Origin of the sequence: Polyangium sp. 15x6 (genome assembly GCF_029960785.1) — a bacterium.
GTDB lineage: Bacteria > Myxococcota_A > Polyangia > Polyangiales > Polyangiaceae > Polyangium.
This window is the reverse complement of record NZ_JASBQE010000087.1, coordinates 1-25,297: the sequence shown is the minus strand read 5'-3', so window position 1 is coordinate 25,297 and position 25,297 is coordinate 1. Positions and strand designations below refer to the sequence as shown.

Sequence of the window (25,297 nt, the reverse complement as noted above, 5' to 3'; positions counted from 1 at the left end):
TGCTTCAGACGTCGCCCTTCGCGAGCTTGTCCTTCATCTTCTTGATGAGCGCCGGGAAGCCGTCTTTCTTGACGATCTTGGTGAACTGGGAGCGGTAGCTCCCCACCAGGCTCACGTCGTCCGTGATGATGTCCTTCACGCGCCAGGCGCCGTTTTTCTCGGCCATCACGTAGGCGATCTCGACCGGCTCGCTGCGCGCGTCCTTCTTCGACACGGCGCGCGTCTTCACCACGATCGCGTCGCCCTTCTTCTCTTCGGCCGTGTACTCGATGTTGAAATCGAGCGTCTTCTTGAGGTTTCGCTCGTACGACTTGCGGACGAGCTGCTTCAAGAGCTCGCTGAACTCGGCCTTTTCGGCGTCCGTCCGGGCCGCCCACTCCGATCCGAGCGAGGCCTCCGCGAGCGCCTGATAATCGAGCAGCTCGTCGAACATCGCGCTGACCTTCGCGTCGTTCGAGGGCTTCTTGAGGAGATCGAACAAGGCCGTCTGCTTGGCCTTGACCACGTCCGTCGCCGCTCCGGCATGCGCGAGGCCCGCGGCGCCCGCGAGCGACACGGCGAACGACAAGACCAACGCGCCGACAAAGTTCGTTCGTTTCACGTTCCAGCTCCTCCTGCCTCTACCGCCTCTCGCCGCCCGGGCGCCGCGGAACTGCAGGCAGACGTCCATATCCCGCGTTTATTCACCTTCCGTGCCACGCTCCGGATCTAGCCGATTCCGAACCCCTGTGCAGGCCCTGTGAACGGGCGGCCACGACACGCGTGGCGCCTCTGTCGCTCGCGGGGCACCATCGGGCCATGAAGCGCCGCCCGCTCCTCCTCGCAGCGGCCCTCGCTGGCGCGATCGGCTTCTTCGGCCTCGGCTGGCTCGCGTCGCGCGGGTTCTCGCCCCCGGAGGCGCCGCCCGCGCCCCGCGGCCAGGGAGCCTCCGAAACGCCCGACGCCGGCCCGCACGAGCCCATCCTGCTCCTCGACGCGTCCTCGATCGTGCTGCTCCCGGACGCTTCGCTCCGGATCGAGCCGCCGGCCGCGCCCTTCGAGATGCCCTGATCCCCTAGCTCGACGCGAGCGCGAGCTCCTTCGCGAGCGGGATCCGCACGCGGAACGTCGTGCCCTTCCCCGGCTCGCTCTCGACCTCGATCGCGAAACCGTGATCGTCGAGGATCCGCTTCACCACCGCGAGGCCGATGCCCATGCCCTGCGATCGCGTCGTGAAGAACGCGTCGAAGAGCCGCTCGCGCGCCTCCGGCGGGATCCCCACGCCCCGGTCCTCCACCGCGAGCACGACCGCGCCGCCCGCGTCCGCCTCGACACGCACGACGACCTCCGCGCCGGCGGAGCTCGCCTGGATCGCGTTGCGCAGGAGGTTCCACACGACCTGCCGCATCTGCGCCGTGTCAGCCACGATCGGCAGCGAATCCGGCCCCACGAAGCGCAAGAGGACGTCGCGGCCGCGGCCCGATTTCCCGGCCAGCACCACCACGTCGCGCGCCGTCGCGGCGAGATCCATCGGCGCCTTCGAGGGCGCGCGCGGGCGCGAGACGTCGAGCATGTCGGTCACGAGCTCGTTCAGGCGCGTCGTCTCCCGCTCGATGATCGCGCAGAGCGCTTCATCCTCGGGATCGAGCGATCCGCCCGTTCGCAAGAGCTCGATGGAGGCCACGATCGATCCGAGCGGATTGCGGATCTCGTGCGCGAGCCCCGCCGCGAGCCGACCGAGCGCCGCGAGCCGCTCCGCCTGCTCGGCGCGCGCCGTCGCCACGACGAGACGGCCGCCCGTTTCGCGCAGGCGCTCGGCGAGGTAACTCCCGAGCAGCGCGACCACGCACATCGCGAGCAGGTTCAAGACGAGCGGGAACGCGACCTCCGACCAGTCCGTCGCGTACGCTTCGAGCGGCTGATCCGGCGGCGGCTTCAGGTAGCCCTGCACCAGAAGCATGCAGATCAGCGCGTACGACGAGGCCCCCGCGATCAGGCCGATGAGCGCGCCGCGGAGGCCGAGCAGGATCGCGCCGCAGAGGCACGTGAAGCCGTAGAGCGAGGTCGCGCCGCTCGTCGCGCCGCCGGAGACGTAGACGATCATCGACCACGCGACCTGATCGACGAGCATCTGCCCGTACGCGAGCAGCGGCAAACCTTTGCCGATCCGCAGCACCGCGGCGTAGACGCCCGTGAGCGCGAACGCGACGGCGAACGTGAGCATCGCGATCCGGCTCGAATCCGCGCGCGTGCCGATGCCGCCGAGGTAGATCGTGGTCATCACGATCAGCACGATCGTGAGGACGATCAGGCGCAGACCCGTGAGCCACGCGAAGCGGACCGCGAACGAGTTCTCGGCGCCGTCGCGGAGGCCGAGCTTCATCACTCGCCCTTGATGTTGCCTGCCAGGCTGAAGATCGGGAGGTACATCGAGATGAGCACCACCCCGACGACCACGCCGACGATGACCATGAGCAGAGGCTCGAGCAGCGAGGTCAACGCCGAGACCGCGACGTCGACCTCTTCCTCGTAAAAATCGGCGATCTTGTTCAGCATCGTGTCGAGCGCGCCGGTCTGCTCGCCGACGGCCACCATCTGCACGACCATGCCGGGGAAGACTTTGATCTCCTCGAGCGGCTCGGCCATGTTCCTGCCCTCGGAGATCTTGGCCCGCGCGTAGACGAGGCCCTCCTCGATGATCACGTTGCCCGCGGTCTTCGCCACGATGTCGAGCGCGTCGAGGATCGGCACGCCCGAGCCGAGCAAGGTGCCGAGCGTCCGCGTGAACCGCGCGACCGCGATCTTCTGCATCACCGGCCCGAAGATCGGCAGCTTCAGCAGGAGCCTGTGCACCATGCGTTTGCCCTTCGGGTTCTTGTAAAACTGGATCCCGCCGAACACGAGGCCGATGGAGCCGACGATCGTGAAGGGCAACGCGCTGACGAACGCGCGCGAGGTCGCGATGACCGCCTTCGTGAGGCCCGGCAGCGCGTCCTTCGCGCCGAACTCGGCGAACATGCCCTCGAAGGCCGGGATCACGAAGGTCATCAGCACGACGATGACCACGATCATGATGATGATGACGGCCACCGGGTACGCCATCGCGCCGCGCACTTGTCGCGCGAGCTTCGCGCGCTTCTCGATGTAGCCCGCGAGGCGGTTCATGATCGTGTCGAGGATGCCGCCCACCTCGCCGGCCTGGACGAGGTTCACGAAGAGCTCGTCGAAGATCCTCGGGTGCCGGCGCAGCGAGTCACTGAACGTCGCGCCCTGCTCGACGCTGTTCTTGATGTCGCGCAGCGCGATCTGGAACCTGGGGTTCGGCTCCTGGTTCGCGAGGATGTCGAGGCACTGCACGAGCGGCAGGCCCGCGTCGATCATCGTCGCGAACTGGCGCGTGAACTTGACGAGGTCCTGCGAGCTGACGCCGGAGCCGAACGTGACGTTCTTGAGATCGAGGCCTTTTCGCTTCTGCGTGATCTTCGTCGGGTTGAGCTGCAAGCCGCGCAGGCGGGTCTGCACGGCGGCCTCGTTCTCCGCATCCATCACGCCCTTGCGGACCTCTCCGGTCCTGGCACGGGCCTCCCATGCAAACACGGCCATGGTTTCTTGCTCGACTCCCCGGCCTACCAGGATAAGGGGCGAGCGCGCTCGGGGTCAAAGCCGCGGCACGTTTGATCGAACCGCGACATCGTTGACACCCCTCCCGCTCCCGACGCTTGGGGGTTACGCTCGGCGCTCCTCACCGCCGTGAAGAACCCCGCTCCCGCCATCGACCTCACGGCCGCCGCGCGCCTCGTCGTCGAAGATCACCGCGCCGCGCCGTGCGCCGTGGTCGCCGCCGCGAAGCGAACGAGCTCGGGCTGGATCCACGGCGCCGGCGCGGCAGGCATGCTCTCGTTCGAGGAGGGCGCGCCTCGCGCCGATCTCGATACGCCCTTCGACCTGGCCTCGGTGACGAAGCCGATCACCGCGCTCGTGATGGCCCGGCTCGCTCGCCGTTCTTCGCTCGCTCGCTCGGAGCCGCTCGCCGATCTCGTGCCGGCGCTTGCAACGACGCGCTCCGCGCATGTCTCGCTCGACCTCCTCTCGGCGCATCGCGCGGGCCTCGACGCGCACGGATCGCTCTACGGGCCGCTCGTGCGCGGCGAGCCAGTCGACGTCGAAGCCGCGCTCGTCATGGCCGCCGACGCGAGGCGTGAAGACTGCACCGGGGATCCGCCGCCCGATGGATTTCCGCCGGTTTACAGCGACCTCGGATACGTGCTGCTCGGCGCGGCGCTCGCGGGGCGGAGCGGACTCGCTCTCGACGCGCTCGTGACGCGCGAGGTCACGGGGCCGCTCGATCTCGACATCGGGTCCGCGCGCATTCTTCGCGCGAAAAACCCTTCGTTCGATGCGCGCGTCGCGCCGACGGAAATCGTCCCGTTCCGCCACGGCCTCGTGCGGGGCGTGGTGCACGACGAGAACGCCTGGGCGCTCGTGGGGCATGCGTCCGCGGGGCACGCGGGGCTCTTCGGGGATGCGCGATCGGTCGCGCAGCTCGGGATCGCCGTGTTCGAAGCGCTCTCCGGCGACCGCCGGGACTTTCTCGAGCCCGACGATCTCGAGCCGCTCGTCCGGCCTCGCCCGGGCGGTTCGCTTCTCGCGGGCTTCGATCAGCGCAGCGGCGACGATCCGAGCTCCGGCGCGCGGCTCGGGCCGCGGACCTTCGGCCACCTCGGCTTCACGGGCACGAGCCTGTGGATCGATCCGGACGCGGGTTTCGTCGGCGTTTTGCTCACGAACCGGGTCCACCCGACGCGCACCGCGCTCTCGATCCGGCGCGCCCGGCCGGCCGCCTACGACGCCATGTTCGACGCGATGGTGGAGGCCTCGCGAGCCGCGGGATAAGCTCGCCCCGTGTCGCAAGGCGCCCCGTCGCTCCAGGAACAACCGCGCGCGAGCATCATCGCGCCCGCGGCGAAGGCGCCTTCGAAACCCGCGAAGCGTGGCGCAGGGCCGCGCGGCATGAGGCCGAAGGGACGGCAGAGCTACCGCTTCATCCGCGCCTACTACACGACCTTCGTCGTCCTCGGCAGCTACCTCTGGTTCTTCTTCCTCGGGCGCTGGTTCGGCCAGACGTGGCTCGACGCGCGCATGGCCGACGTGCACGGGCGCAACGCGCGCCGCGTGCTCTCCACGATCGTCGACCTCCAGGGCCTGTTCATCAAGGTCGGGCAGCTCCTCAGCATCATGGCGAACTTCCTGCCCGCGCAGTTCCGCTCGGGCCTGGAAGCGCTGCAGGATCAGGTCCCGCCGCGGCCGTACCGCGAGATCGCCGATCGCATCGAGCGCGAGCTCGGCAAGCCCGTCGAAGACCTCTTCGATCGCTTCTGCGAGGAGCCGCTCGCGAGCGCCTCGCTCGGCCAGGTGCACGAGGCGTGGCTCAAGAACGGCGCGCACGTCGCGGTGAAGGTGCAGCACCGCGACATCGACGAGATCGTGCGGCTCGATCTCACCACGATCCGCCGCATCATGCAGATCGTCAGCATCTTCGTCCCCGTGCAGGGCCTGGACGCCTACTACCACCAGGTCCGCTCGATGATCCTGGAGGAGCTCGATTTCCAGAGCGAGGCGCGGAACATCACGCGCATCGCCGACAACTTCCTCCGCGATCCCACGGTGCGCTTCCCGCGCCCGATCGAGGGCTACTGCACGAGCCGCGTGATGACCACGGACTTCGTGCCCGGCGTGAAGATCGGCGACATCGCCGCGCTCGACGCGCGCGGCATCGACCGCAAGGCCCTCGCCCGCAAGGTCGTCCAGGTCTTCTGCCAGCAGATCTTCATCGACGGCGTCTACCACGCCGATCCGCATCCCGGGAACATGCTGGTCGGTGACGACGGCGCGCTCATCCTGCTCGATTTCGGCGCCGTCGCGGAGCTCTCGCCGCAGATGCGCGAGGGCATCCCCGAGTTCCTGGAGGGCGTGATCCGGAGGGACACCGAGCAGCTCATCAAGGCCATGCGCAAGATGGGCTTCCTCTCGCGCACGGACTCGCCCGACGTGAGCGAGAAGGTCATCGAGTTCTTCCACCAGCGCTTCCAGGACGAGGTGAAGATCGACAGCTTCAACCTCAAGGACATCAAGCTCGATCCGCAGAAGGGCATCGAGAGCCTGGTCGATCTGCGCAAGATGAACATCGGCCTGAAGGAGCTCTCGGGCGCCTTCCACATCCCGCGCGACTGGGTCCTGCTCGAGCGCACGATCCTCCTGCTCACGGGGCTCTGCACGCAGCTCGATCCCGAGCTCTCGCCGATGGAGGTCATCCGGCCGTACCTGCAGGACTTCGTGCTCGGCAATCGCGACTGGGCGCAGATCGCGGTCGAGGCGGCGAAGGACATGGCCCTCAAGGCCATCACGATCCCCGAGGACCTTCGCAAGTACCTGAACCGCGCGAACCGCGGCGAGTTCGAGCTTCGCGTAAAAGGCCTGCCGAGCGCGGCCCAGCTCGTCTACACCGGGATCCGCCAGCTCATTTACACGGCGATCGGCATCGCCTCGGGCTTCGCCGCGTTGCAGCTCCACCTCGCTGGCCAGGCGCACCTCGCCCGCTACTGCCTCTACGGCGCCGCGGGCGCGGGCGTGCTCCTCCTCGGCAGCATCCTGTTCGCGCGGGCGAAGTAGAGACTTCGCGCTTTCCCCGGTTGACGGTGGCCCGGGACGAACGTCAACGTTCCGCTCATGAGCAGCGACGTGCAAGGCAGGCTCGAGGCCGCCCGGAAGGCAGCGGAGGCCGAGGTCGAGCGTTTGAAGGCGGAACACGACAAACTCGCCGAGAAGATCGCGAAGCTCGGCGACGACTCGCCCGATCGCAAAACCGAGCTCCGTCGCCGCAAGGCCATGGTCGTCGACGCGCGCGAGGCTTTGAAGGACGCCGAGGCCGCGCTCCGCCTGTTCGAAAAGACCGGCAAGGAGCACGCGATCGTCGCGGAGGGGACGCGTGTCTTCGGCTCGGTCGCCGTCCGCGTCCCGCCGGGCACCTCGCACGAGGCGCGCGGCCGCGCCGTCGACGACGAGCTCGCGGGACCGCTCAACGACGTCGCCACCGAGCTCGGCGTGATCCTCGCGGCCGCGCCTTCGCGGTACACGCGCGAGCGCCCTGGCCGCGACGCCGAGGGCCGCACCGTGCTCGACGTCTTCGGCCGCGTCGAGGGCGACACGCTCGTGCCCGCGGTCAGCAGCGCCTCGCGCAACATCCGGAGCTGACGGTCACTTTCCGGCGCGCATCCGCTCGCGGATCGCCTTCGCGCGTTCGACGCTGTCCGGGTGCGTCGAGAGCAACTCCGGCACGGGCGCGGATTCGAGGCTCTCGAGGAACCGCGCGAGCCCCTCGGGGCTCTTGTTCGCCCGCGCGAGCAGATCCACGCCGAACGCGTCGGCCTCTTCCTCCATCGAGCGGCTGTATCTCAGCGTGTCGAGCTGCGAGGCGCCCGCGATCACCGTGGCCGTGATGTCGTTCAGGTCGCCCACGACGAACGCGATCGTCAGCCCGAACAGCGCGTTTCGCACGAGCGATCGCACCCCATGTCGCTTCACGGCGTGCCCGATCTCGTGCGCGAGCACGCCGCGCAGCTCCTCGTCGTCGTCCTTCGACCGATCGAGCAGCCCCGTCAGCACGAAGACCTCGCCGCCGGGGAGCGCGAATGCGTTCACCTGATCGTCCTTCAAGACCGTGATGCGCGGCGCCACGAGGATCCGCTTTTCCTCGTCCGTGAGGCTCGATCGCAGCTCCTCGAAGATCCGATCGACGCGCGCCTTCTGCTCCTCGGTCGGCGCGCCGGAGAGCCCGTGCTGCGCGCGCATCACTTCGCCGGCGGTCTTTCCGATCGCCGCGTCGGCGTCGGGCGGGATCGCGGTGACGATGGCCGTGGACGCGCATCCCGCGCATCCACGCGCGGCGAAGATCAGCCCGACGATCGCGAGAAGCAGGATCCCGAGCTCGGCAACCATGCGCTTGGGGCTGTGTCCGAATCCCGTACCGGACGCACCTTGCCCACTTCTCGCTTCCGCTCCCGACATGTCTCCGTTATACCCTGGCCGCCTCTCGGCCGCCCGTGGGGGGAGCGCGTCGAAACGCCCGCCGTCCCGGCCGAAAGAACTCCTCCCGAACGAAGGGGAAGGATTCGGATGCAACACATCGTCAAGTACGAGCCGACGTTCTCGATGCTCCAGGTGAGCCTCGCTCCGGGCGAGACGATCATCGCGGAGGCTGGGTCCATGGTGGCCCGCTCGAGCAGCCTCACGATGGAGGTCAAGCTCAATGCGGGGAAAAACGCCGGTTTCTTCGGCAAAATGAAGGCGTTCTTCATCGCGATCATCCGCAAGATCGTTGGTGGTGAAACCTTCTTCGTGAACCACTTCTCCGGTCCGCAAGGCGGCTGGGTGTGGCTCGCGCCCTCGCTCTCGGGCGGGATCAAGCCGATCCAGCTCGCCGGCAACTCCATGATCTTCAGCGCCGGCGCGTTCCTCGCGAGCGCGGGCGACATCGACCTGAAGATGCGCTGGGGCGGCCTGCGCGCGCTGCTCGCGAAGGAGGGCGCGTTCTTCGTCGAGGCCTCCGGCAATGGGCAGATCTTCGTGACGAGCTACGGCGCGATCGAGGAGATCTACTGCAACGGCAGCTACATCGTCGACAACGGCCACATCGTGGGCTTCGACTCGTCGCTGAACTTCAAGATCAGGAGCGGCGGCGGCGGCCTCCTCGGCTTCATGGCCTCGGGCGAGGGCATCGTTTGCGAGTTCCAGGGCCAGGGAAAGATCCTCATCCAGTCGCGCAACACGAGCGCGCTCGTCGACTGGCTCACGCCGATGCTGCCGCCGTGAGGCGAAGGGCAAACGGAGATAAGGACGAACAGCGATGCAAGTGAATCTTCTTTACCGCCCGTCCCAGTCGCTCGCGCAGTGCTGGCTGCAGTCCGGCGAGTCCGTGGTCGCCGAGAGCGGGGCGATGGTCGGCATGTCGACCAACGTCCAGATGCAGACGCAGTCCGGCGGCTTCATGAAGGGCCTGAAGCGGCTCTTCGGCGGCGAGTCGTTCTTCCGCAACACGTTCACCGCGCAAGGCGGCCAGGGCGAGGTCCTCTTCGCCACGCCGCTCTGCGGCGACATGGCGGTGCTCGAAGCCGGCCACAAGCAGTGGTGCATCCAGAACAGCGCCTACGTCGCGTCGAGCCCCTCGGTCGACGTGAAGACGAAGAGCGGCGGCTTCAAGGGCATGTTCTCGGGCGCGGGCCTTTTCACGCTCGAAACGTCGGGCATGGGCCAGGTCATCATCGGCACGTTCGGCGCGCTCGAGCAGGTGCAGGTCGACGGCAGCATGGTGATCGACACGGGGCACCTCGCCGCGTGGGAGTCGACGCTCCAGTACAAGGTCGGCAAGAGCGGATCCGGCTGGATCGCCTCGTTCCTCTCGGGCGAGGGCCTCGTTTGCCACTTCGAGGGGCAGGGCACCGTGTACCTGCAGTCCCGCAACGCCGCCGAGTACGGCTCGACGATCGGCGCTCTCTTGCCACCGCGCGAGCAGTGAAGAGGTCCTAACCGTGCGACACGAGATCCGTCACAACCCCGACTTCGGCCTGGTCCAGGTCTACTTCGACCAACCCGGCGAGCAGATCATCACCGAGAGCGGCGCGATGGTCGCGCGCGACACGGGCATCGAGATGAAGACGAGCTTGCAGGGCGGCATCGGCGGTGCCCTCAAGCGCAAGCTCCTCGGCGGCGAGAGCCTCTTCCAGAACACGTTCACGGCGACGGCGCCGGGGCAGAGCATGTGGTTCGCGCCCGCGCCCGAGGGCGCGATCGTGTGCATCACGATGCAGCCTGGGATGGAGCTCTTCCTGCAATCCGGCGCCTACCTCGCCTCCACGCCGGGCGTCACGCTCGACACGAAGTGGCAGGGCGCGAAGGGCTTCTTCTCGGGCGGCCTCTTCCTCATCCGCGCGTACGGCCAGGGCTACCTCTGGTTCAACTGCTACGGCGGCGCGCACGTGCTCGACATCGGCCAGCAGTATTACGGCTACATCTGCGACAACACGCACATGGTCGCGTTCACGCAGGGCCTCCAGTACAACATCAGCAAGGTCGGCGGCTTGAAGAGCCTCTTCCTCGGCGGTGAAGGCCTCGTGTGCAACTTCCAGGGTCAGGGCCGCCTCTGGCTCCAGACGCGCAACCCGAGCTCGCTCGCGTCCTTCCTGCACCCGTTCCGCCCGGTCAAAGCCAAATCTTCGGGTTGAACGTGCGCGCGACGAGGCCCGAGAACACGACGGTCTCGTCGCGCACCTCGCCTGAGAACCCCTTTCCCCCGTCCACAAACGAGCATTGCGTTCGGCGGGGATCCATCGGTAAAGTACCTATATCCGTCGAGCCACGCCTCGCGGCAACCCGTCTATGTGGAAGCTAACGATCGAGGACGACGAGGGGAAACAGACCGTACTCCCTCTCGCCCACGACGAGTACGGGCTCGGACGCGGCGAAGGTAACTCGATTCGCCTGACCGACCGCAACGTCTCGCGTAAACACGCGCAGCTCAAGCGGAACGGCCAGGGATGGTCGATCTCCGATCCGTCGAGCTACAACGGGACCTTCGTCAACGGCGTCCGTGTCGTCGGGGAACAGGCGATCAACGGCGGCGACGTCATCCAGCTCGGGGACTACCGGATCGAGCTGGTCGACGAGTCGAAGGTGGTGCCTGCACCGGACGCGACGGCGCAACAAGGCGCGCTCGCACAGGTGCCGGTCCATCAGAGGCCGAACCGCCTCGTCGTGGTCGTCGGGCCAAACCCCGGCGCCGAGTACCCGCTCGATCGCGAGCACTTCACGATCGGCCGCGCCGAAGAGGCGACGATCTCGATCAACCACAGCTCCGTCAGCCGCCTGCACGCCGAGCTCATCGCGCTCGGCAACGGTCGCTACGAGATCATCGACAAGGGCAGCGCGAACGGCATCCGCATCAACGGCGTGGAGCTGAAGCGCGGCATCCTCGAAGCGGGCGACGCGCTCGAGCTCGGCGACGTGCGCCTGCGCTTCGTCGGCGCGGGCAAGATCTTCCGCGCCGGCATGGGCCTCGGCGTCGACGGCCAGGCCATGCGACCGATGGGCTCGTTCGACAACGTCGCGACGAGCGTGGGCACGCCCGCGCCTCCGCCGCGCGGCCCGAGCCTCGGCAAGCTCATCGGCATCGGCGCGGTCGTGGGCCTCGTGGTGATCGGCGTGATCGTCGGGATGACGCGGACCACGACCACGACCACGACGAACACGGTCGAGACGCCGGAGATGAGCGCGTTCGAGGCGCAGGTCCTGAAGGAAGCCAAGGAGCTCGTCGACGCGAAGGATTTCGATCGCGCGCACACGAAGCTCCAGGCCATCAACGACAACTCCCCCGTCCGCGAGAGCCAGCCGTTCAAGGACCTCGAGTCGAAGTGGGCCGACTGGATGTTCAGCAAGGCTGATCAGCTCGAGGACGTCACCGAGAAGAAGCGCATCCTGCAGCAGATCGCCTCCACGCCGAGCGTGAGCGCGGATCAGCGCAAGAAGGCCGCCGATCAGCTCCACGCCCTCGCCGGCCCCGAGCCGACGGCGCCCCCGCCGAACAACGGCGGCGGCACGTACGTCCCGCCAAACAACGGCGGCGGGAGCTTCAACGGCGGCGGCACGACGGGCAGCACCACGGGCGCCGCGCCCGCGAAGTCGACGGAGCCGGCGGCGCCGACGCAGACTGCGCCGCCTCCGCCCGGACAGTTCGACGAGGCCGCGATCCGCAAGGGCCTCGAGCCGAAGGTCTGGTCCGGCAAGGCGAGCGAAGCGGACATCAAGATGCTCATCGCGATCTGCAGGCACCAGCGCGACACGGCCTGCAAGGACCGCGCAGTCGCGATGCTCAAGCAAAAGCAGGGCGGCTGAGCGCGCGCCGATGACCGGTCGTCGTCGGCGCCGCGCGGCGCAAGCTTCGCCGCGCGCACAAGCCAAGAAGTCCCCTCCGAACGCACGAGCGCTCGAGCCGACGCCGAAGGCGGCCCCTGCGCCGCAGGAAGCGCCGCAGAAGGCGCCGCAAGCCAAGGACGCGCCGCAGGCCAAGGAAACGCCCCGCGTCGCGCCTTCGCCCCCGGAAGCGGCAGCGCGGCCCGCCGCGACGGCCGACGAACCCGAGGCGCCGCGGATCAACGGGCTGCACTCGCAGGCCGCGATCGCGCTCATGACGCTCGCCGCGCTCGTGGCCATCCCCTACTTCTTCCCGTCGCTCGCGCGCCTGCGCCTGCTCACGCCGCTGCCCGAGGGCGCAGGCCTCGTCGCGGTGTCGCCCGCGCCCGAGCCCGTGGCCTCCGTCGGCGAGACAGCACTCGCGATGGAGACGACGGAGCAGGCCGAGCTGCGCCAGCCCGAGGAGGTCGCGCTCCCGCCCTCCGCAGCCGAGATCGTGCCCGCGACGAGCACCACCGAGACGGGAAAACCCCCGCGATCGATCGAGGATCCCTCGGGCCACGCGCTCGACGCGTTTTATGGCCGCCTCGCCGCCGTCGAGCGCAAGGAGCCGAAGGCGATCGCGCGCGTCACCTACTTCGGCGACTCGATCGTCGCGAGCGACTTCGTCACGGCGACGCTGCGCCGCAAGCTCCAGCGCCGCTTCGGCGACGCGGGCCATGGCTTCATGCTCATGGCGAACGCCTGGCCCGGCTACTTCCACAACGACGTCGTGCGCTTCGCGGCGCCGGGCTGGCAGGTCAGCCGCGTCGTCGGCCCCTACGCGAAGGACGGCTTCTACGGCCTCGGCGGCGTGTCGTTCCGCGCGCAAGGCAAGGGCGCCTTCTCGCGCTTCTCGACCACGAAGACGGGCACCTTCGGCCGCGCCGTCTCGCGCTTCGCCGTGAGTTACCTCGAGCATGAAGGCGGCGCGCCGATGACCGTGAGCATCGACGGCGCGCCGCGCGAGACCATCGACACGCGCGCGGAGGTCTCGGCTTCGCGGCATCGCGTCTACGAGGTCCCCGACGGCCCGCACGAGCTCGAAGTGCGCGCCGAGGGGCCCGGCGTGCGCGCGTTCGGCGTGACCATGGAGCGCGACGTTCCCGGCGCCGTGCTCGACGCGATCGGCATCCAGGGCTGCCGCATCCGCTTCCTCGACAAGAGCGACGACGCGCATTTCGCCGAGCAATTGAAGACGCGCGATCCTGCGCTCACCGTCTTCCAGTACGGCATGAACGAGAGCGAGGACGGCGAGCTCTTCCCGCTCGATCAGTACGAGTCCACGATGAAGGCCGTGCTCGTGCAGGTGCGCGCGGCGCTGCCGCAGGGCTCGTGCTTGCTCGTCGGGCCGATGGATCGCGCCGACAAGAAAGGCTCGGGTTACTCGAGCCGCCCCGTCGTGCCGAAGCTCGCGGCGATCCAGCGCAAGGTCGCGGCCGAGGTCGGCTGCGGATACTGGGACACGCTGAGCGCGATGGGCGGACTCGGCTCGATGGGCGTGTGGGTGCAGCGCGGCCTCGGCGGGGCCGATCTCGCGCACCCGTCGAGCGCCGGCGCCGAGGTGCTCGGCGGCTGGATCTACCTCGCGTTGATGGAGGGCTACGAGGCCTTCCTCGCGCGGGGCAGCGGACGCGCGGCGCCTCGCTGATCGAGCTACCGCGCGCTGCCGGGCCCCGACGCCGGGAACGAGCCAGCTCCGCCGCGCGGCACCTCGAGCCACTTGATGCAGACCACGCGCAAGCCGCGGCTCGGCACGTTCTCCATCTCGACGTGGCTCATCATGCGCGCCACGGCGCCGAGCCCGACGCCGAGCCCCTGACCGATGCGCCGCTGCGACCCCGGCTCGATCCATTTCCCCTCGGAAAAGCCGTCCTGGAACACGCTCGCGGGGTTGTCGATGCCAGGGCCCGCGTCCTCGACGACGATGCGGATGCCGAGGCGCGGCTCGGTCACGGTCGAGAGCGTGAGCGTGCCTTGACCGGCGAACTTGGCGACGTTCGAGACGAGCTCGGCGATGCAGATCGCGACCTCGCCCTGGGCCTTCGCGTCGAAGCCGATCACGGCGGCGTACCGGCGGCCCTCCGCGGCGCACCAGAAGCGATCGTGCTCGTTGCCGATGTCGAACGAGAGCGGCTCGGGCACGATCGCGGGCAGCTTCGACATCAGCGATCCAGATAGCGCACGACCACGCACGTCGCGTCGTCGTGGGATTTCCGGTAGCCCTCGAGGACCGAGCGGGCGATCGCCGTGGCGCTCTGGTGTTTGACCTGATCGATGTCGAAGCTGCCGGAAATGCCGTCCGTGTAGAGCGCGAACATGTCGCCGTGCACCAGGCCGTAGCGGAAGATCCGCACGTGGCGGATGCCGCGGCCGAGCACGCCGCGCGCGGGCAGCGGCTGGATCTTCTCTTTGCTCCACGAGCGGAGCGCGACGTTGCCGACGCCTGCGACGTCGAGCGTCGCCGTCTGCATGTCGACACGAGCGAGCATCACGGCGGCGCCGCGCGTGCTGGCCACGGCCCTGTCGGCGCCGCGCAGGAGCATCTCGAGCGGCTCTTCGGCGTGCTCTTCGATGTACTTGCAGAGCGTCGAGGCGGCGAGCGCCGCGTGGGGGCCGTGGCCGAGGCCGTCGGCGACGAGGATGAGCGTGCGGGGCTTTCGCTCCAGGATGAGGTGTGCGTCGCCGCAGACGGTCTCCCCGTCTGCGGGGCGCTCTGCCGTGCCGATGTCCACGGGCTACTCGGCGTACTTTCGGATGCGGACGGTGGTGCCGAGGCCGGGGTGCGTGTCGAGCTCGAACTCGTCGACGAGCCGCTTGGTGCCGCGGAGACCCGCGCCCATACCCCATTTCGAGCGATAGGCGCCGCTCAGGATCAGCGCCGGATCGGAGATGCCAGGCCCTTGATCGCGGGCCACGACCTCGATGCCGCGCTTCTTGCCTTCGATCCGCCGGATCCGGATTTCACCGGTCCCTGCGTACTGGAAGATGTTGCGCGCGAGCTCGGAAACGGCCGTCGCGACCTTCGTCTGGACGACCTCGGAGAACCCGAGCTGCTTGGCCATGTCCTTGCCGAGCGTGCGTGCACGAACGACGTCGTGCTCGGCGCGGATCGGAACGCTGATGCCATCGGGGCGCGACTCGGCCTGCTGCGGCTGGGACTCCATGGGGATCGATGGAGCGTTCTCCACGGCCACGAGCGCGAGCAGGCTCTTGCAGTTCTGGAGCTTCTCCGGCTCCTGCAAGAAGATGTTCAAGCCCGGACCGAGCTGCTGGACGAGCTGCGGGATCTCGGAGCGCACGAGCACCTCGAGCCTCACGTTCGCTCGTCTGGCGGCGGACGTGAGGAGCGACCGGCTCGTCGGCTCCGAGAGGTACCGCCGCAAGATGGCGAGGATTTCCCCCGCGACCTCGTTCATCGATCGCGCCTCCTCCTCCACCGCGTCGTCCGAGAGACGATGGTCACGCCTCGCCCTCCCACTCGTCCCCTTCGCCGGCGAGGTCGTGCGGCAGCCCCTCGGGCTGGAGTGAATCGAGCAGCGCGAGCGCGCGATCGAGGTTCAGCGCCGTGCGCACGCCGGGCAGCTCCATGCCCATCTCGACGAGCGTCATCGCGACGGCGGGCCGGAGGCCGCAGACCACGGTCTCCACGCCCATGAGCCTCGCCATGACCGCGAGGTCGCGCAGGCTGCGCGTGATGTAGCTGTCGAGCACGTCGACGCCGGAGACGTCCACCACGAGCCCGCGCGCGTCTCCCTTCTCGCAGGCGGCCGCGACGTCTTGCTGCAGCCGATCCACCACGGTGTCCGAAAGCGCGGTCTGGATCGATACGATCAACTTTCCAGACAGGCGTACGATCGGGATCCGCTGCGTTTCCATCATCATGACCATCGGGCCCTCCTGGCCTCGCCCTCGCTCACCGCGTGTTGCCCGGTATCCTCGGCATCGAGCCACCGCAGACAGTAGCGAAGCCCGTGCTTCAAGTTTCGCAACGTCTCGAGCTGGCCAAAGTTGACGTCGAGATCGACCAACGTTTGCGCGACCGCGGGCCGGATACCAGTCAGCACGCAGCGCGCGCCGATCAGCCCGACGGCCTTGACCAGCTTCATGAAGTGATCGGCGGTCGAGGTGTCGATCACCTCGACGCCCGTGAGATCGATGATGACGAACCGCGACTGACTGCGCACGATCTCGTCGAGCAGTCGCTCCATCATCTCCGCGCTGCGCCGTGAATCGACCACGCCGATCACGGGGAGCGCGAGCACGTCCTCCCAGAGCGTCAGGATCGGGGTCGAGAGCTCCTGCACGGCCATCCTGAGCCGCGTGATGAGCTCCGACTTCTCCGACTCGCTGGCGACGAGCTCCTTGTTGCGCAGCGCGACCTCTTCCTCGAAGTTCTTGCGCGCCTCGCTGTCGAGGAACACCGAAACCGCGCCCGTCTGCGTCCCCGAGGCGTCGCGCAGCGGCGCTGCATGTACCTCGAGCCACACGCCGTCGGGCACGTTGCCGTTGCGGAAGAAGAGCTCGGCCGTCCGGACGGACTCGCCGCGGAGCGCGCGAGCGTGCGGCAGCTCCTCCACCGAATAAGGCGTGTTCTTGTCGGCGTGCAGGTAGATGGCGCCTTCGCCCCACTCCTCCACGGGCGGGGCCGTGGGCGCCGTCTCGGGGACCCCGAGGAGCCGATCGGCCTCGGGGTTGCCCATGGTCACGTTGCCGTCACGGTCCGTCACCCACACTGCGACCGGGAGCTGCCGGAAGAGCGCGCGCAGAGACTCGTTCTCCGCGCGCAGGGCGGCTTCGGAGCGCTCACGCTCCTCGAGCTTCTGCTGAAGGGCCGCCAATTCGGCCTTCAGCCGCTCGATCTCCGAACCTTGGTTACCCTCTTCCAAACTCGCCTCCGACGGAGCCGACGACGCACGCGCAGACGCTCAGGATATACACGAACCGCAATCGGAAGACGACTGCTGCCGGCACGGGCGCGCGAAAAGGATCTTCGCCGCAGCGGCGAGCTGTGGGAAACCGCACCCGAACACAAGTTCGCCCCAAACGAGGGAACGAATTCGGGAAACGAGCTGCGGAAGAAGACGAAGAAGCGTCAACCGCTCGCCGCTTTCGTCCACATCGTCCTCTTCGATAGCGCGCGCGGACGCGCTCGGGCCGCCGGAAAACTGCTACGCTGTTCCGATCGTGCTCTGCGCGTTGCGGCTAAAACCCGCGCTTGCGCAGCTCGGCCACCACGTCGGCGTAGAAGACTTTGTGCTTCCAGCCGTTGCCGATGCCAGCCGCGTCGCCGAAGAGCTGGCCGACCTCGTCGAGGTGATCGACGGGCAAGCAGCCCCAAAACTCGCCGCGCTTCGAATCGACGACGCGCACGAGCCCGTCGTTCGGATACGGATCGCCGAAGCCTCCGTCGAGGATCGTCTCGAAGAGCGAGAGCAGCGGATCCACCGTGTCGAGCTTGCCTTGCCACTCGGCGATGAACGGCAGCGAGACGTCGGCGTCGCAGATGTCGCCGCCGAGGTGCAGGTCCGTGCGGCCCGCGATCGAGGCGTAAAACACGCCGGGCTCGTCCGGGTGCGCCTTGTTGAAGGCGGTGATCCCGGGCTGGCTGAAGAGCTCGAGGGGCTTCCACACGTTCGTCTGCTCGCCGAACTCGTCGTAAAGCGGCGCGCCGATGAGCTCGAGCAGCTCACTCACGACGTCCTGCGCGGCCGGATCACTCACGAGATCGAGCGCGATGTCCGCGATGCGCGATCCGCCGTGCGGCGTGGCCACCGTGACCACGCTGGCCACGAGGTCGGGCCGGAGATTCGCCGCGACGCGCGCGTCGAGCCCGCCCTGCGAGTGGCCGATGACGTTGACCTTCTCGTGCCCCGTGATCGCGAGGATCTGCTCGATGTGCTCGACGAGCTGCGCGCCGCGAAAGTCCGAGGTGTTGAACGGATCGACCGCCGGCGTGAACACGAGGACCTCGCCCTGCGACGCGAGGTGGTCTTTGATCTCGTAAAAATAGGTCGCGAACCCGGCCCCGGCGAAATCTTCGAACCCAAAGAATCCGTGCGAGAGCACGATCGGATACGGCGGCCCGAGCTTCACCTCGCTCCCGCCCGAGCCGCCTTCCCCGCTGGAGCTCGACGACGACACGGACGACGCGCCGCCCGAGCCGCCCACGCCCACGCCCGTGAGCACGCCGCCGCCGCCCCCGTGGCCGCCGGACAGAAGCCCGCTCGACGTGGTTTCTCCGCTCGAACCACACGCGGCGGCGAGGCCCATCAAAACGAGCGCGAGCGCTGGCCACGCGCGCGCGGCGAGCTTCCGATCGAGCAAGCGCATATCCATCCCTCCGAAGGCGTGAGAAGGCGCCACGACGAGCGTCGAACGACGCTCGGGTCGCGTCAAGGATGCGCGCCCCTGGGAAGACGCGCTTCCACCCCGGCGACGCGCCGACTTTGCGCCCCGACGCGCCGGACGTTCGGATAGCTTGGAGCGCATGTACGTGGCCATCCTCGACCCCTCGCGCCGCAGCGCGTGGTGTTCCGTCCTCGGCGCCGCCGCGCTCGCGATCGCCCTCTCCGGCTGCGGCGGATCGACCGAGCCCGCGAAAGACGCGTCGCAAGAGAAGCCCGCGCCCAAGGTCGAACCGAGCGATGGCCTCGATGCGCCGAAGGAGGAGTCCGTCGCGTTCCCCACGGCGTGCGCGAACGAGGGCTCGGACCTCTGCGTGCCTCCGAGCGCGTTCGTGCAACGCCTCTGCGCCGCGGGGATGCCGGAGATGGCGCTCGCCCTGTTCGCGAAGGGGACGCCGTGGGTGCGCGGCTATCTGGCCCGCGCGACCGAGGCGTGGGACGCCTCCGGCGGGCCGTCTTCGAGCAACAAGCTCGAGTTCGAGGAGGAGGTGATCATCCTCGTGAAGCGAGCGCCGAACACCGGCGGCATGGTCGTCAGCGGCGCGAGCGGCGGCAGCTACGACGTGCTGCGCTGGAACGGGAACTGCGCCTCGCTCCAGGCCGAGGAGATCCGGATGCGCGTGCCGCCCGAGCCGCTGCACGCCGAGATCCCGTGGCGCAAGCTCGATGACGACGTGCAGAAGGCGTTGCTCGAGGACGAGAAGATCGCGACCCGCGCCGCCGAGCACAAGAAGGAGTGCAAAGGCGTGTCGGCGGGCCAGACGAACCCGAAGTGCGACAAGGCGCAGAAGGCGCTGGGGAAGGCGATCGTGGCGTTCGTGCGTCGCGGGGGCGCGCTTCCTCCGCCGCCGAAGTTGCCGTGAATGGAGATGGGGGGCTTGCATGTCGAGGCTCGTGAAAGAGTTCGGGATCGCGGCGATGACGCTCCTCGCCGCTCTGTCGATCGGCTGCCGACAGGACGACGATCCGGACGGCGCCAGCGAGCTCTGGGCGCGGATCCAGGACGCGAAGTACCGCACGTGGGAGCGCGCGCCGGGCTACGCGACGCGGAAAAGTTCGAGCGCGCGGCACGGGACGTCGGTCGAAATATTCATGAACGACGTGGTCGCGGAGGTGCTCGAAGGACCGCAGATCACGGCCTGGCCAGACGGTTCGCTCCTCGTGAAGGACGGCTTCGACGACGACGGCAGCCCGCACATCGTGGCCGCAATGGAGAAGCGCGGGGGCGCGTGGTTCTTCGTGGAGTGGAGCCCCGAGGGGGAGTCGCTCTACTCGGGCGCGCCGTCGATCTGCACCGATTGCCACGCCGTCGGCGCGGACATGGTGCGCGCGTTCGACTTCCCGCCGTGACCCGCGGCGCGCCGCACGAATTTGTTCCGAACACGTAGCGGTTTGTCCGATAGTGGGACGCCGGACGGACCGGCCATAGGTTCGGGGTTTGTCCCATGAAACGAACACGCTGGATGTCGATGGTGACGCTCGCGACGGCGGCCTTGCTCGTCGCGTGCGGAGACGAGGGGCCCGAAGGATCGGGCACGACGAGCTCGAGCAGCAGCGGCGCAGGATCGGGCGGAGCCGGCGGCATCGGCGGCGCGGGTGGATCAGGCGGATCGGGCGGAGCCGGCGGCGTCGGCGGGGCCGGTGGATCGGGCGGGATCGGAGGTTCGGGCGGCGAAGGCGGCGCTGGGGGAAGCGGCGGCGCGGGCGGCACAGGGGGCGTCGGCGGCAGTGGTGGGTCGGGTGGCGCAGGCGGCGCTGGGGGAGCCGGCGGCGGAGGCGGTTCGGGCGGCGCGAGCGCGGTCTGCGGAGATGGCGCCGTCGAGGGGGCGGAGGGCTGCGACGACGGAAACACGACGGCGTCCGACGGGTGCGACGAGCAGTGCATCGTCGAGCCCGGCTTCATCTGCGCCGGCGCGCCGAGCACGTGCAACACACTCTGCGGCGACGGCGTCCCCGCGGGTCTCGAAGCCTGCGACGACGGCAACATGGCCCCGAACGACGGTTGCGACAGCACGTGCGCCGTCGAAGTTGGTTGGACCTGCAACGGTATGCCGAGCGCCTGCGCGACGAGCTGCGGCGACGGCATCCCCGCCGGCGCTGAGGCCTGCGACGACGGCAATGCCGCGCCGAACGACGGCTGCGACGCATGCGCCGTGGTCCCCGGCTGGACCTGCACGGACGCGCCGAGCGCGTGCGCGACGAGCTGCGGCGACGGCATCTCCGCGGGGAGCGAGGCCTGCGACGACGGCAACACCGCGGCGAACGACGGCTGCAGCGACGCCTGCGTCGTCGAGGCCGGATGGACCTGCACGGGCAGCGCGCCGAGCGCATGCGCCGGCGTCTGCGGCGACGGGCAGAAGGTCGGCGCGGAGAGCTGCGACGACGGCAATACCGCGGCGAACGACGGCTGCAGCGACACCTGCGTCCTCGAGCCCGGCTGGACCTGCACGGGCACGCCGAGCGCGTGCGCGACGACGTGCGGCGACGGCATCCCCGCGGGGAACGAGGCCTGCGACGACGGCAACACCGTGACCGACGACGGCTGCCTGCCCTCCTGCCAGGCGCCCTCGGGTGACTCCTGCGCCGAGCCCCTCACGCAAACCAACGCGCTCGTCATCGGCAACCTGCACCGATGGACCCTCGCCGAGGCCAGCGTCACGACGGCCGACGGCGCGTTCGCCTGCGACCCGACCGACATCGGTCCGGACGCGGTCATCAAGTACGTGAAGACGTCCCCGGACCTCGCGAACGGCGGCAAGCTCCTGCACGTCGAGGCGCGCACCCCGCAGACCGCCGCGGCCGCGCTGCTCGACGTCGAGATCATGAGCGGCACGTGCGACCCCACGCTCGCCGTGTCGGAAAAATGCCTCTGGAACAAGCAGATGTGGGGCGCCAACGTCGACGGCCCGCCCGGCACGTATTTCGTTTGGATCGCAAAGAATGCCCCCGGCACCCCCTTCCCGCCCGTCACGGTGACGATCGAGGAGATCGATCCCGCGGCCGCGGAAGGCGAGGGCTGCTTCGCGCCGTACACGACGGCGAGCGCGAACTACACGCCCCCCGCGCAGCCCGAAGACCCGCACGTCTGGGCGCTCCCGGACAGCGTGAACGCCTTCGACATGGCCGCGACCTGGGGCGAGCCTGGCTCGATCTCGTGCGACAACCACACCACCTACGGCGACATCCACGGCGTCGACGCAGTCATCGAGTACGACAAATCCTCGCCCACGAGCATCCTGCAGGTCGAGGTCGAGAACCTCGACCCGGTCCTCACGCAGAGCGCGCTCAACGTCGAGGTCTTGAACGAGTGTGATCCCGAGTCACCGACGAAGGTCTCGTACAACTGCCGCGCGAACGCCGACACGCACAACATCACGATGCCCGCGCCCCAGGGCCCGCTCTACGTCTGGGTGAGTACCGAGGCGACGAGCCAGGACTTCAACGGCGCGACCGTGAAGATCCGCGAGATCAACCCCGGCCCCGGCGAGAGCTGGGGGACGGCGGAGCCCCTCACGGCAGGCACGGTCCCCATCAACCCGACCTCGACGATGCGGCTCGACCCGCCGAGCTGCTTCCCCGCCGGCGTGAACGTGCACTGGTACGTCTACACGGTGCAGAACGGCGGCCTGGCCCTGCAAGGGGATCCCGTGGGCACGATCGCGCTCTTCGACGCGAGCAACCAGCAGATCTTCTGCGGCCCGTCGAGCCCCCTCGCGAGCCTCGGCGGCGTCTACCCGCCGGGCACGAAGTTCTACGTCGCGGTGCCCGTCGGCGGCACCGTCACGTCGCTCGCGATCACGGACATCGTCTACAGCGGCGTGAAGACGCCGGTTCCGCTCGGCGTCACGTTCCCGTCGTCGGCGTCGTCGGCGTACGGCATGGCGGTGAGCGGCACGGAGCTCTTCGTCGGCGGCCTGAGCAAGGTCTTCCAGTTCCCCATCGCAGGCGGCGCGCAAGCCGTCGAGCGAGGCACGGCCGACGGCCTCACGACGACGCACCTCGGCTACGATCTCACGTTCGCGAACGGCCAGCTCTTCAGCGTCGACAGCACGACGACGGCCAGCGCGAGCCGCCTCTTCCGCATCCTGAACGGCACGACGTGGGGTCCCACGACCTGGGATCTCACGCCCTCGTACCCCGCGAGCTCGGGCTCCTACGCGGTCACCTTCGACGGGACGAACCTGCTGCTCGCGACGCGCAACACGTCGGGGAAAACCGACTTCTACTCGCTCTCGCCGACGGCGCCGAGCGCGCCCGTGCACCTCGGGACGAACACGAGCGTCGACTACGTGGTGGGCCTCGCGGCCGACACGCAGTTCGTCTACGTCGCCGGGAGAACCGTGGGCACGTCGAGCGAAGGCGTCTACCGCATCCCGCGCGCATCCATCACGAGCGCGGCGACGAGGCTCGCGACGATCGACACGAGCACGCTTTGCACGAACGTGGAGATCGACGACCTCGTCTCGCCGCAGCACCTCTACGTGCGTTCGAACGGCGGGTTCATCCACGCGGTCGTGGATCCGGCGGGCCCTTCGTTCACGCACATCCCGAGCATCTCGACGCTCGGCGACACGACGGACTTCGCGATGACGTTCGACCGAGCGACGAAGACGCTCTACTTCGTGGAGACGGTGACGGTCACGAACGGCGCGGTCTGGAAGCTCCAGTGATCCGCGCCTCGCTCCCGCCCGGCTACTTGTTCTCTTCGGGCTTGAAGTCGGGCGGGAGCGCGGCGCCCTCGCCGAAGAAGTACTTCTCGCACTCGGTCATCCAGATGCGCTGACCGTGCTCGCTCATGAGGTCGAGACGAAACTCGTTGATGAGCATCTTCGAGTGCTCGAGCCACATCCGCCACGCCTGCTTGGAGACGTTCTCGAACACGCGCTGGCCGAGGGGCCCCTTGAAGGGCGGCTTCTCCATCCCTTCCGCCTCCTGACCGAGCTTCACGCACTGCACCATCCTCGACATGTCGACCTCGCTAGGAAGAGCCCAGACCCGGACAGGTGCGCCCATCCGGCGCCGCCCTGGGGGCCCCTCTCCGTCTAGTCGAGCCCCGAAAGGTCGTCGAGGGGCGCGCCGAACCGACGAAGACGTTGACGGCCCCCGTCGCGAGCCCCAGTCACGACGGAAGCCTCGCAGAAGGGGCCGGGGCGCGAGCCGAGCTCGCCCGAGCGCAAACGCCCGGGGCGCCCGACGGAGGGGTTGACGTCAAAGTAGGGTGTCCTATGCTTTCGTGGCTCGGACCTCTCGAAGGTCCGAGGTCACCACGAGGGGGCGATCGGCTTCGACGTGGGGACCGAAGGTTCATCTGCGTGCTGGCGGCTCCTGCACCGCCTACCAAGCGGGACGTCATACGTGCGAACGACAACGCATACGCTCTCGCGGCCTAAGAACCGACGATAGCCGTCCGACGGAGAGATCGTCCTGGTATCCGAAGGGTGTCAACTACAAGGGCTGGACCAAGCGAGGACGCCCTCGATAGCGCGGTCGAGATTAGCGAGGGATAGGTCGCGGCCGAATCCGCGGACCCAGTCGCAGGGGATACGGCGACTACGCACGTGAACGAAGGTGAACTGTAGGCCTTGCGGACCCGGGTTCGATTCCCGGCGCCTCCACTCAAATTTGCCGCGTTACTTCGCTGTTCTTACCCCGATCGTGCCCAAATCGTGCCCAGACCGATCATCTCGGACCGGGCCGTCGAGCAGGAGCACGGCGCCCCGTCCGACCTCCGGCGAGAGGTGGGCGTAGCGCATGGTCATGTCCATCGTCGTGTGACCGAGCAGCTCCTGGATGGCCTTGAGCGGCACGCCCCGCATGACGAGGTGGCTGGCGAACGTGTGCCTGAGCACGTGCCAGCCGATCAGCCGGAGCCCTGCGCGCTTGCAGGCCCGCCAGAGGGGGTGCTTGCACTCTCCCTTGGTCAGGTGGCGCCCGCCCTTCCCGGGAAAGACGAGCCCTCCGGCGAAACGTGAAGGAAGCGACCGGAGCGCCGTGCGCGCCTCGTCGGAGAGCGGCACGTCGCGGCCCTTGCCGCCCTTCGGGGTCGAGATCTTTGCTTTCCAGATCGATCGCCGAACCCGGAGCAGGCCCTTCACGAGATCCACGTCGGTCCACCGGAGCTCGAGCAGCTCTCCCTGACGCAGCCCGGTCCGGAGGCCGAGCAGAATCATCGGGTGGATATTCGGCTCCGCGGCTTCGGCGAGGCGCGTGGCCTCCTCGAAATCGAGGAAATCGAATTCCGGCTCCGCCGTGGGGAGAAAGCCAATGCGTGGAACGGACGCGACTCTGCGCCATTCCTTCGCCACATTGAACAGCTTGCCCAGCACCGTGAGCTGATTGTTGATCGTCTTGTGAGCGAGCTCGGCCTTGCGCTGCTTTGCCTTGAATGCATCGATGTGCTGCGTATCGACGCGATCGAGACGGAGGTGACCAAAGAACGGCTTGAGATGCCGGTCGAGGATCATCCGTTTCGATTCGATCTCGCTAGGCTTGTTGTTCGCTGCGGCGTACACGTCCAGAAACTCCTGCGCGAAGTCACTGAAGAGAGGCGCGCTCGCCTGAGCCTGGAGCGCTGCTCCCGCCTCGAGTTCCGCTCGCCTGCGGCGTTCGTAGGCGAGGGCCTCGGAGCGATTCTTCGCGCCCGTTGCGGCCTCGCGGTGTCGCATGCGCTCGCCGCCGCGCATGTAATAGAAACTTACCTGCCATCGTCCGTCTTTCCGTTTTCGCACGCTCATCGTGTTCTCCTCGATGGGCGCGCCTGCTGGTGCTGACCTGCGAGCCAAGTTAGCAGCCCGTGGATCTACGAGCCCCCGATCGCGACCCCAACACCGTGCATTTCATACGGATACATCCCGCGCCACGTGGTCCGGGAAAACCGTGCCAGCCGGCTCGGCATACCCCGTACCAGAGCC

Annotated in this window: 25 protein-coding genes and 1 other RNA gene; 13 read left to right on the top strand and 13 right to left on the bottom strand. The window is 68.4% G+C overall.

Features of this window, described 5'->3' with window-relative positions; genetic code table 11:
* Positions 1–4: 4 nt before the first annotated feature.
* A complete protein-coding gene (locus QHF83_RS40435) occupies positions 5–601 on the bottom strand; it encodes an ABC transporter substrate-binding protein (protein WP_282423427.1) in 597 nt (198 codons plus the stop codon).
* 197 nt (positions 602–798) lie between these two features.
* Here QHF83_RS40435 and QHF83_RS40430 point away from each other — a divergent pair, with 197 nt between their 5' ends.
* Positions 799–1,050, top strand: coding sequence for a hypothetical protein (locus QHF83_RS40430; RefSeq protein WP_282423426.1), 252 nt, complete (start codon positions 799–801; stop codon positions 1,048–1,050).
* A gap of 4 nt (positions 1,051–1,054) precedes the next feature.
* Here QHF83_RS40430 and QHF83_RS40425 read toward each other — a convergent pair whose 3' ends face one another.
* Complete coding sequence (locus tag QHF83_RS40425) at positions 1,055–2,362, bottom strand: ATP-binding protein (protein ID WP_282423425.1); 1,308 nt, start codon at positions 2,360–2,362, stop codon at positions 1,055–1,057.
* Entirely contained in the window at positions 2,362–3,582 is a 1,221-nt protein-coding gene (locus QHF83_RS40420; protein ID WP_282423424.1) for a type II secretion system F family protein, read from the bottom strand. The genes QHF83_RS40425 and QHF83_RS40420 overlap by 1 nt, the downstream gene beginning before the upstream one ends.
* A gap of 147 nt (positions 3,583–3,729) precedes the next feature.
* On the opposite strand from QHF83_RS40420, the gene QHF83_RS40415 reads away from it, so the two are divergent.
* From QHF83_RS40415 to QHF83_RS40405, 3 genes are read left to right on the top strand one after another with little or no spacing between them, the layout of a single operon-like run.
* Positions 3,730–4,872, top strand: coding sequence for a serine hydrolase domain-containing protein (locus QHF83_RS40415; RefSeq protein WP_282423423.1), 1,143 nt, complete (start codon positions 3,730–3,732; stop codon positions 4,870–4,872).
* A gap of 9 nt (positions 4,873–4,881) precedes the next feature.
* Complete coding sequence (locus QHF83_RS40410; RefSeq protein WP_282423422.1) at positions 4,882–6,648, top strand: AarF/UbiB family protein; 1,767 nt, start codon at positions 4,882–4,884, stop codon at positions 6,646–6,648.
* 57 nt (positions 6,649–6,705) lie between these two features.
* Complete coding sequence (locus QHF83_RS40405; RefSeq protein ID WP_282423421.1) at positions 6,706–7,230, top strand: hypothetical protein; 525 nt, start codon at positions 6,706–6,708, stop codon at positions 7,228–7,230.
* 3 nt (positions 7,231–7,233) lie between these two features.
* Here the strand turns inward: QHF83_RS40405 and QHF83_RS40400 are convergent, their stop codons facing one another.
* Complete coding sequence (locus QHF83_RS40400; RefSeq protein ID WP_282423420.1) at positions 7,234–7,974, bottom strand: M48 family metallopeptidase; 741 nt, start codon at positions 7,972–7,974, stop codon at positions 7,234–7,236.
* Between the two features lie 177 nt (positions 7,975–8,151).
* Between QHF83_RS40400 and QHF83_RS40395 the strand changes: the two genes are divergently transcribed.
* The 3 genes from QHF83_RS40395 to QHF83_RS40385 are packed head-to-tail and all read left to right on the top strand — an operon-like array spanning position 8,152 to position 10,256.
* Positions 8,152–8,847 (top strand): TIGR00266 family protein, encoded by a 696-nt coding sequence (locus QHF83_RS40395; RefSeq protein WP_282423419.1) that lies wholly within the window; start codon positions 8,152–8,154, stop codon positions 8,845–8,847.
* 34 nt (positions 8,848–8,881) lie between these two features.
* The gene (locus QHF83_RS40390; protein ID WP_282423418.1) at positions 8,882–9,550 is read left to right on the top strand and encodes a TIGR00266 family protein; all 669 of its coding nucleotides are present in this window, start codon (positions 8,882–8,884) and stop codon (positions 9,548–9,550) included.
* A gap of 13 nt (positions 9,551–9,563) precedes the next feature.
* Entirely contained in the window at positions 9,564–10,256 is a 693-nt protein-coding gene (locus tag QHF83_RS40385) for a TIGR00266 family protein (RefSeq protein WP_271926507.1), read from the top strand.
* Here the strand turns inward: QHF83_RS40385 and QHF83_RS40380 are convergent.
* Positions 10,234–10,362 (bottom strand): hypothetical protein, encoded by a 129-nt coding sequence (locus tag QHF83_RS40380; protein WP_282423417.1) that lies wholly within the window; start codon positions 10,360–10,362, stop codon positions 10,234–10,236. The two genes, QHF83_RS40385 and QHF83_RS40380, sit on opposite strands and share 23 nt — an antisense overlap.
* A gap of 48 nt (positions 10,363–10,410) precedes the next feature.
* On the opposite strand from QHF83_RS40380, the gene QHF83_RS40375 reads away from it, so the two are divergent.
* Together QHF83_RS40375 and QHF83_RS40370 are read left to right on the top strand one after the other, a co-directional pair.
* Complete coding sequence (locus QHF83_RS40375) at positions 10,411–11,922, top strand: FHA domain-containing protein (RefSeq protein ID WP_282423416.1); 1,512 nt, start codon at positions 10,411–10,413, stop codon at positions 11,920–11,922.
* Positions 11,923–11,932: 10 nt separating this feature from the next.
* Positions 11,933–13,630, top strand: coding sequence for a hypothetical protein (locus QHF83_RS40370; RefSeq protein WP_282423415.1), 1,698 nt, complete (start codon positions 11,933–11,935; stop codon positions 13,628–13,630).
* 5 nt (positions 13,631–13,635) lie between these two features.
* Here the strand turns inward: QHF83_RS40370 and QHF83_RS40365 are convergent, their stop codons facing one another.
* The 6 genes from QHF83_RS40365 to QHF83_RS40340 all read right to left on the bottom strand — a co-directional run bounded on the left by QHF83_RS40365 (position 13,636) and on the right by QHF83_RS40340 (position 18,306).
* Positions 13,636–14,145, bottom strand: a complete 510-nt coding sequence (locus QHF83_RS40365) for an ATP-binding protein (protein WP_282423414.1) — start codon at positions 14,143–14,145, stop codon at positions 13,636–13,638.
* Positions 14,145–14,714 carry a SpoIIE family protein phosphatase gene (locus QHF83_RS40360; protein WP_272420719.1) on the bottom strand — a complete coding sequence of 190 codons (570 nt, stop codon included), beginning with the start codon at positions 14,712–14,714 and terminating at the stop codon, positions 14,145–14,147. Before QHF83_RS40360 ends, QHF83_RS40365 begins: the two co-directional genes overlap by 1 nt.
* Before the next feature lie 3 nt (positions 14,715–14,717).
* Positions 14,718–15,398: an anti-sigma regulatory factor gene (locus QHF83_RS40355; protein WP_272420717.1), complete on the bottom strand. Its 681-nt coding sequence runs from the start codon at positions 15,396–15,398 to the stop codon at positions 14,718–14,720.
* A 43-nt stretch (positions 15,399–15,441) separates the two neighbouring features.
* Positions 15,442–15,864: an STAS domain-containing protein gene (locus QHF83_RS40350; RefSeq protein ID WP_282423413.1), complete on the bottom strand. Its 423-nt coding sequence runs from the start codon at positions 15,862–15,864 to the stop codon at positions 15,442–15,444.
* Positions 15,861–16,868, bottom strand: coding sequence for an STAS domain-containing protein (locus tag QHF83_RS40345; RefSeq protein ID WP_282423412.1), 1,008 nt, complete (start codon positions 16,866–16,868; stop codon positions 15,861–15,863). Before QHF83_RS40345 ends, QHF83_RS40350 begins: the two co-directional genes overlap by 4 nt.
* 316 nt (positions 16,869–17,184) lie before the next feature.
* Positions 17,185–18,306 (bottom strand): alpha/beta fold hydrolase, encoded by a 1,122-nt coding sequence (locus QHF83_RS40340; protein WP_282423411.1) that lies wholly within the window; start codon positions 18,304–18,306, stop codon positions 17,185–17,187.
* A gap of 163 nt (positions 18,307–18,469) precedes the next feature.
* Between QHF83_RS40340 and QHF83_RS40335 the strand changes: the two genes are divergently transcribed.
* The 3 genes from QHF83_RS40335 (at position 18,470) to QHF83_RS40325 (ending at position 23,056) form a co-directional block, all read left to right on the top strand.
* Positions 18,470–19,249, top strand: a complete 780-nt coding sequence (locus QHF83_RS40335; RefSeq protein ID WP_282423410.1) for a hypothetical protein — start codon at positions 18,470–18,472, stop codon at positions 19,247–19,249.
* A 19-nt stretch (positions 19,250–19,268) separates the two neighbouring features.
* Positions 19,269–19,736 carry a hypothetical protein gene (locus QHF83_RS40330; RefSeq protein ID WP_282423409.1) on the top strand — a complete coding sequence of 156 codons (468 nt, stop codon included), beginning with the start codon at positions 19,269–19,271 and terminating at the stop codon, positions 19,734–19,736.
* A gap of 95 nt (positions 19,737–19,831) precedes the next feature.
* Positions 19,832–23,056 carry a DUF4215 domain-containing protein gene (locus QHF83_RS40325; protein WP_282423408.1) on the top strand — a complete coding sequence of 1,075 codons (3,225 nt, stop codon included), beginning with the start codon at positions 19,832–19,834 and terminating at the stop codon, positions 23,054–23,056.
* A gap of 22 nt (positions 23,057–23,078) precedes the next feature.
* On the opposite strand, the gene QHF83_RS40320 is transcribed toward QHF83_RS40325, so the two are convergent.
* Positions 23,079–23,354 carry an oxidative damage protection protein gene (locus tag QHF83_RS40320; protein WP_282423407.1) on the bottom strand — a complete coding sequence of 92 codons (276 nt, stop codon included), beginning with the start codon at positions 23,352–23,354 and terminating at the stop codon, positions 23,079–23,081.
* A gap of 302 nt (positions 23,355–23,656) precedes the next feature.
* On the opposite strand from QHF83_RS40320, the gene ssrA reads away from it, so the two are divergent.
* Positions 23,657–24,004, top strand: a transfer-messenger RNA (tmRNA) gene (gene ssrA, locus QHF83_RS40315).
* A gap of 12 nt (positions 24,005–24,016) precedes the next feature.
* On the opposite strand, the gene QHF83_RS40310 is transcribed toward ssrA, so the two are convergent.
* Positions 24,017–25,120 carry a site-specific integrase gene (locus QHF83_RS40310; RefSeq protein WP_282423406.1) on the bottom strand — a complete coding sequence of 368 codons (1,104 nt, stop codon included), beginning with the start codon at positions 25,118–25,120 and terminating at the stop codon, positions 24,017–24,019.
* Between the last annotated feature and the right edge of the window lie 177 nt (positions 25,121–25,297).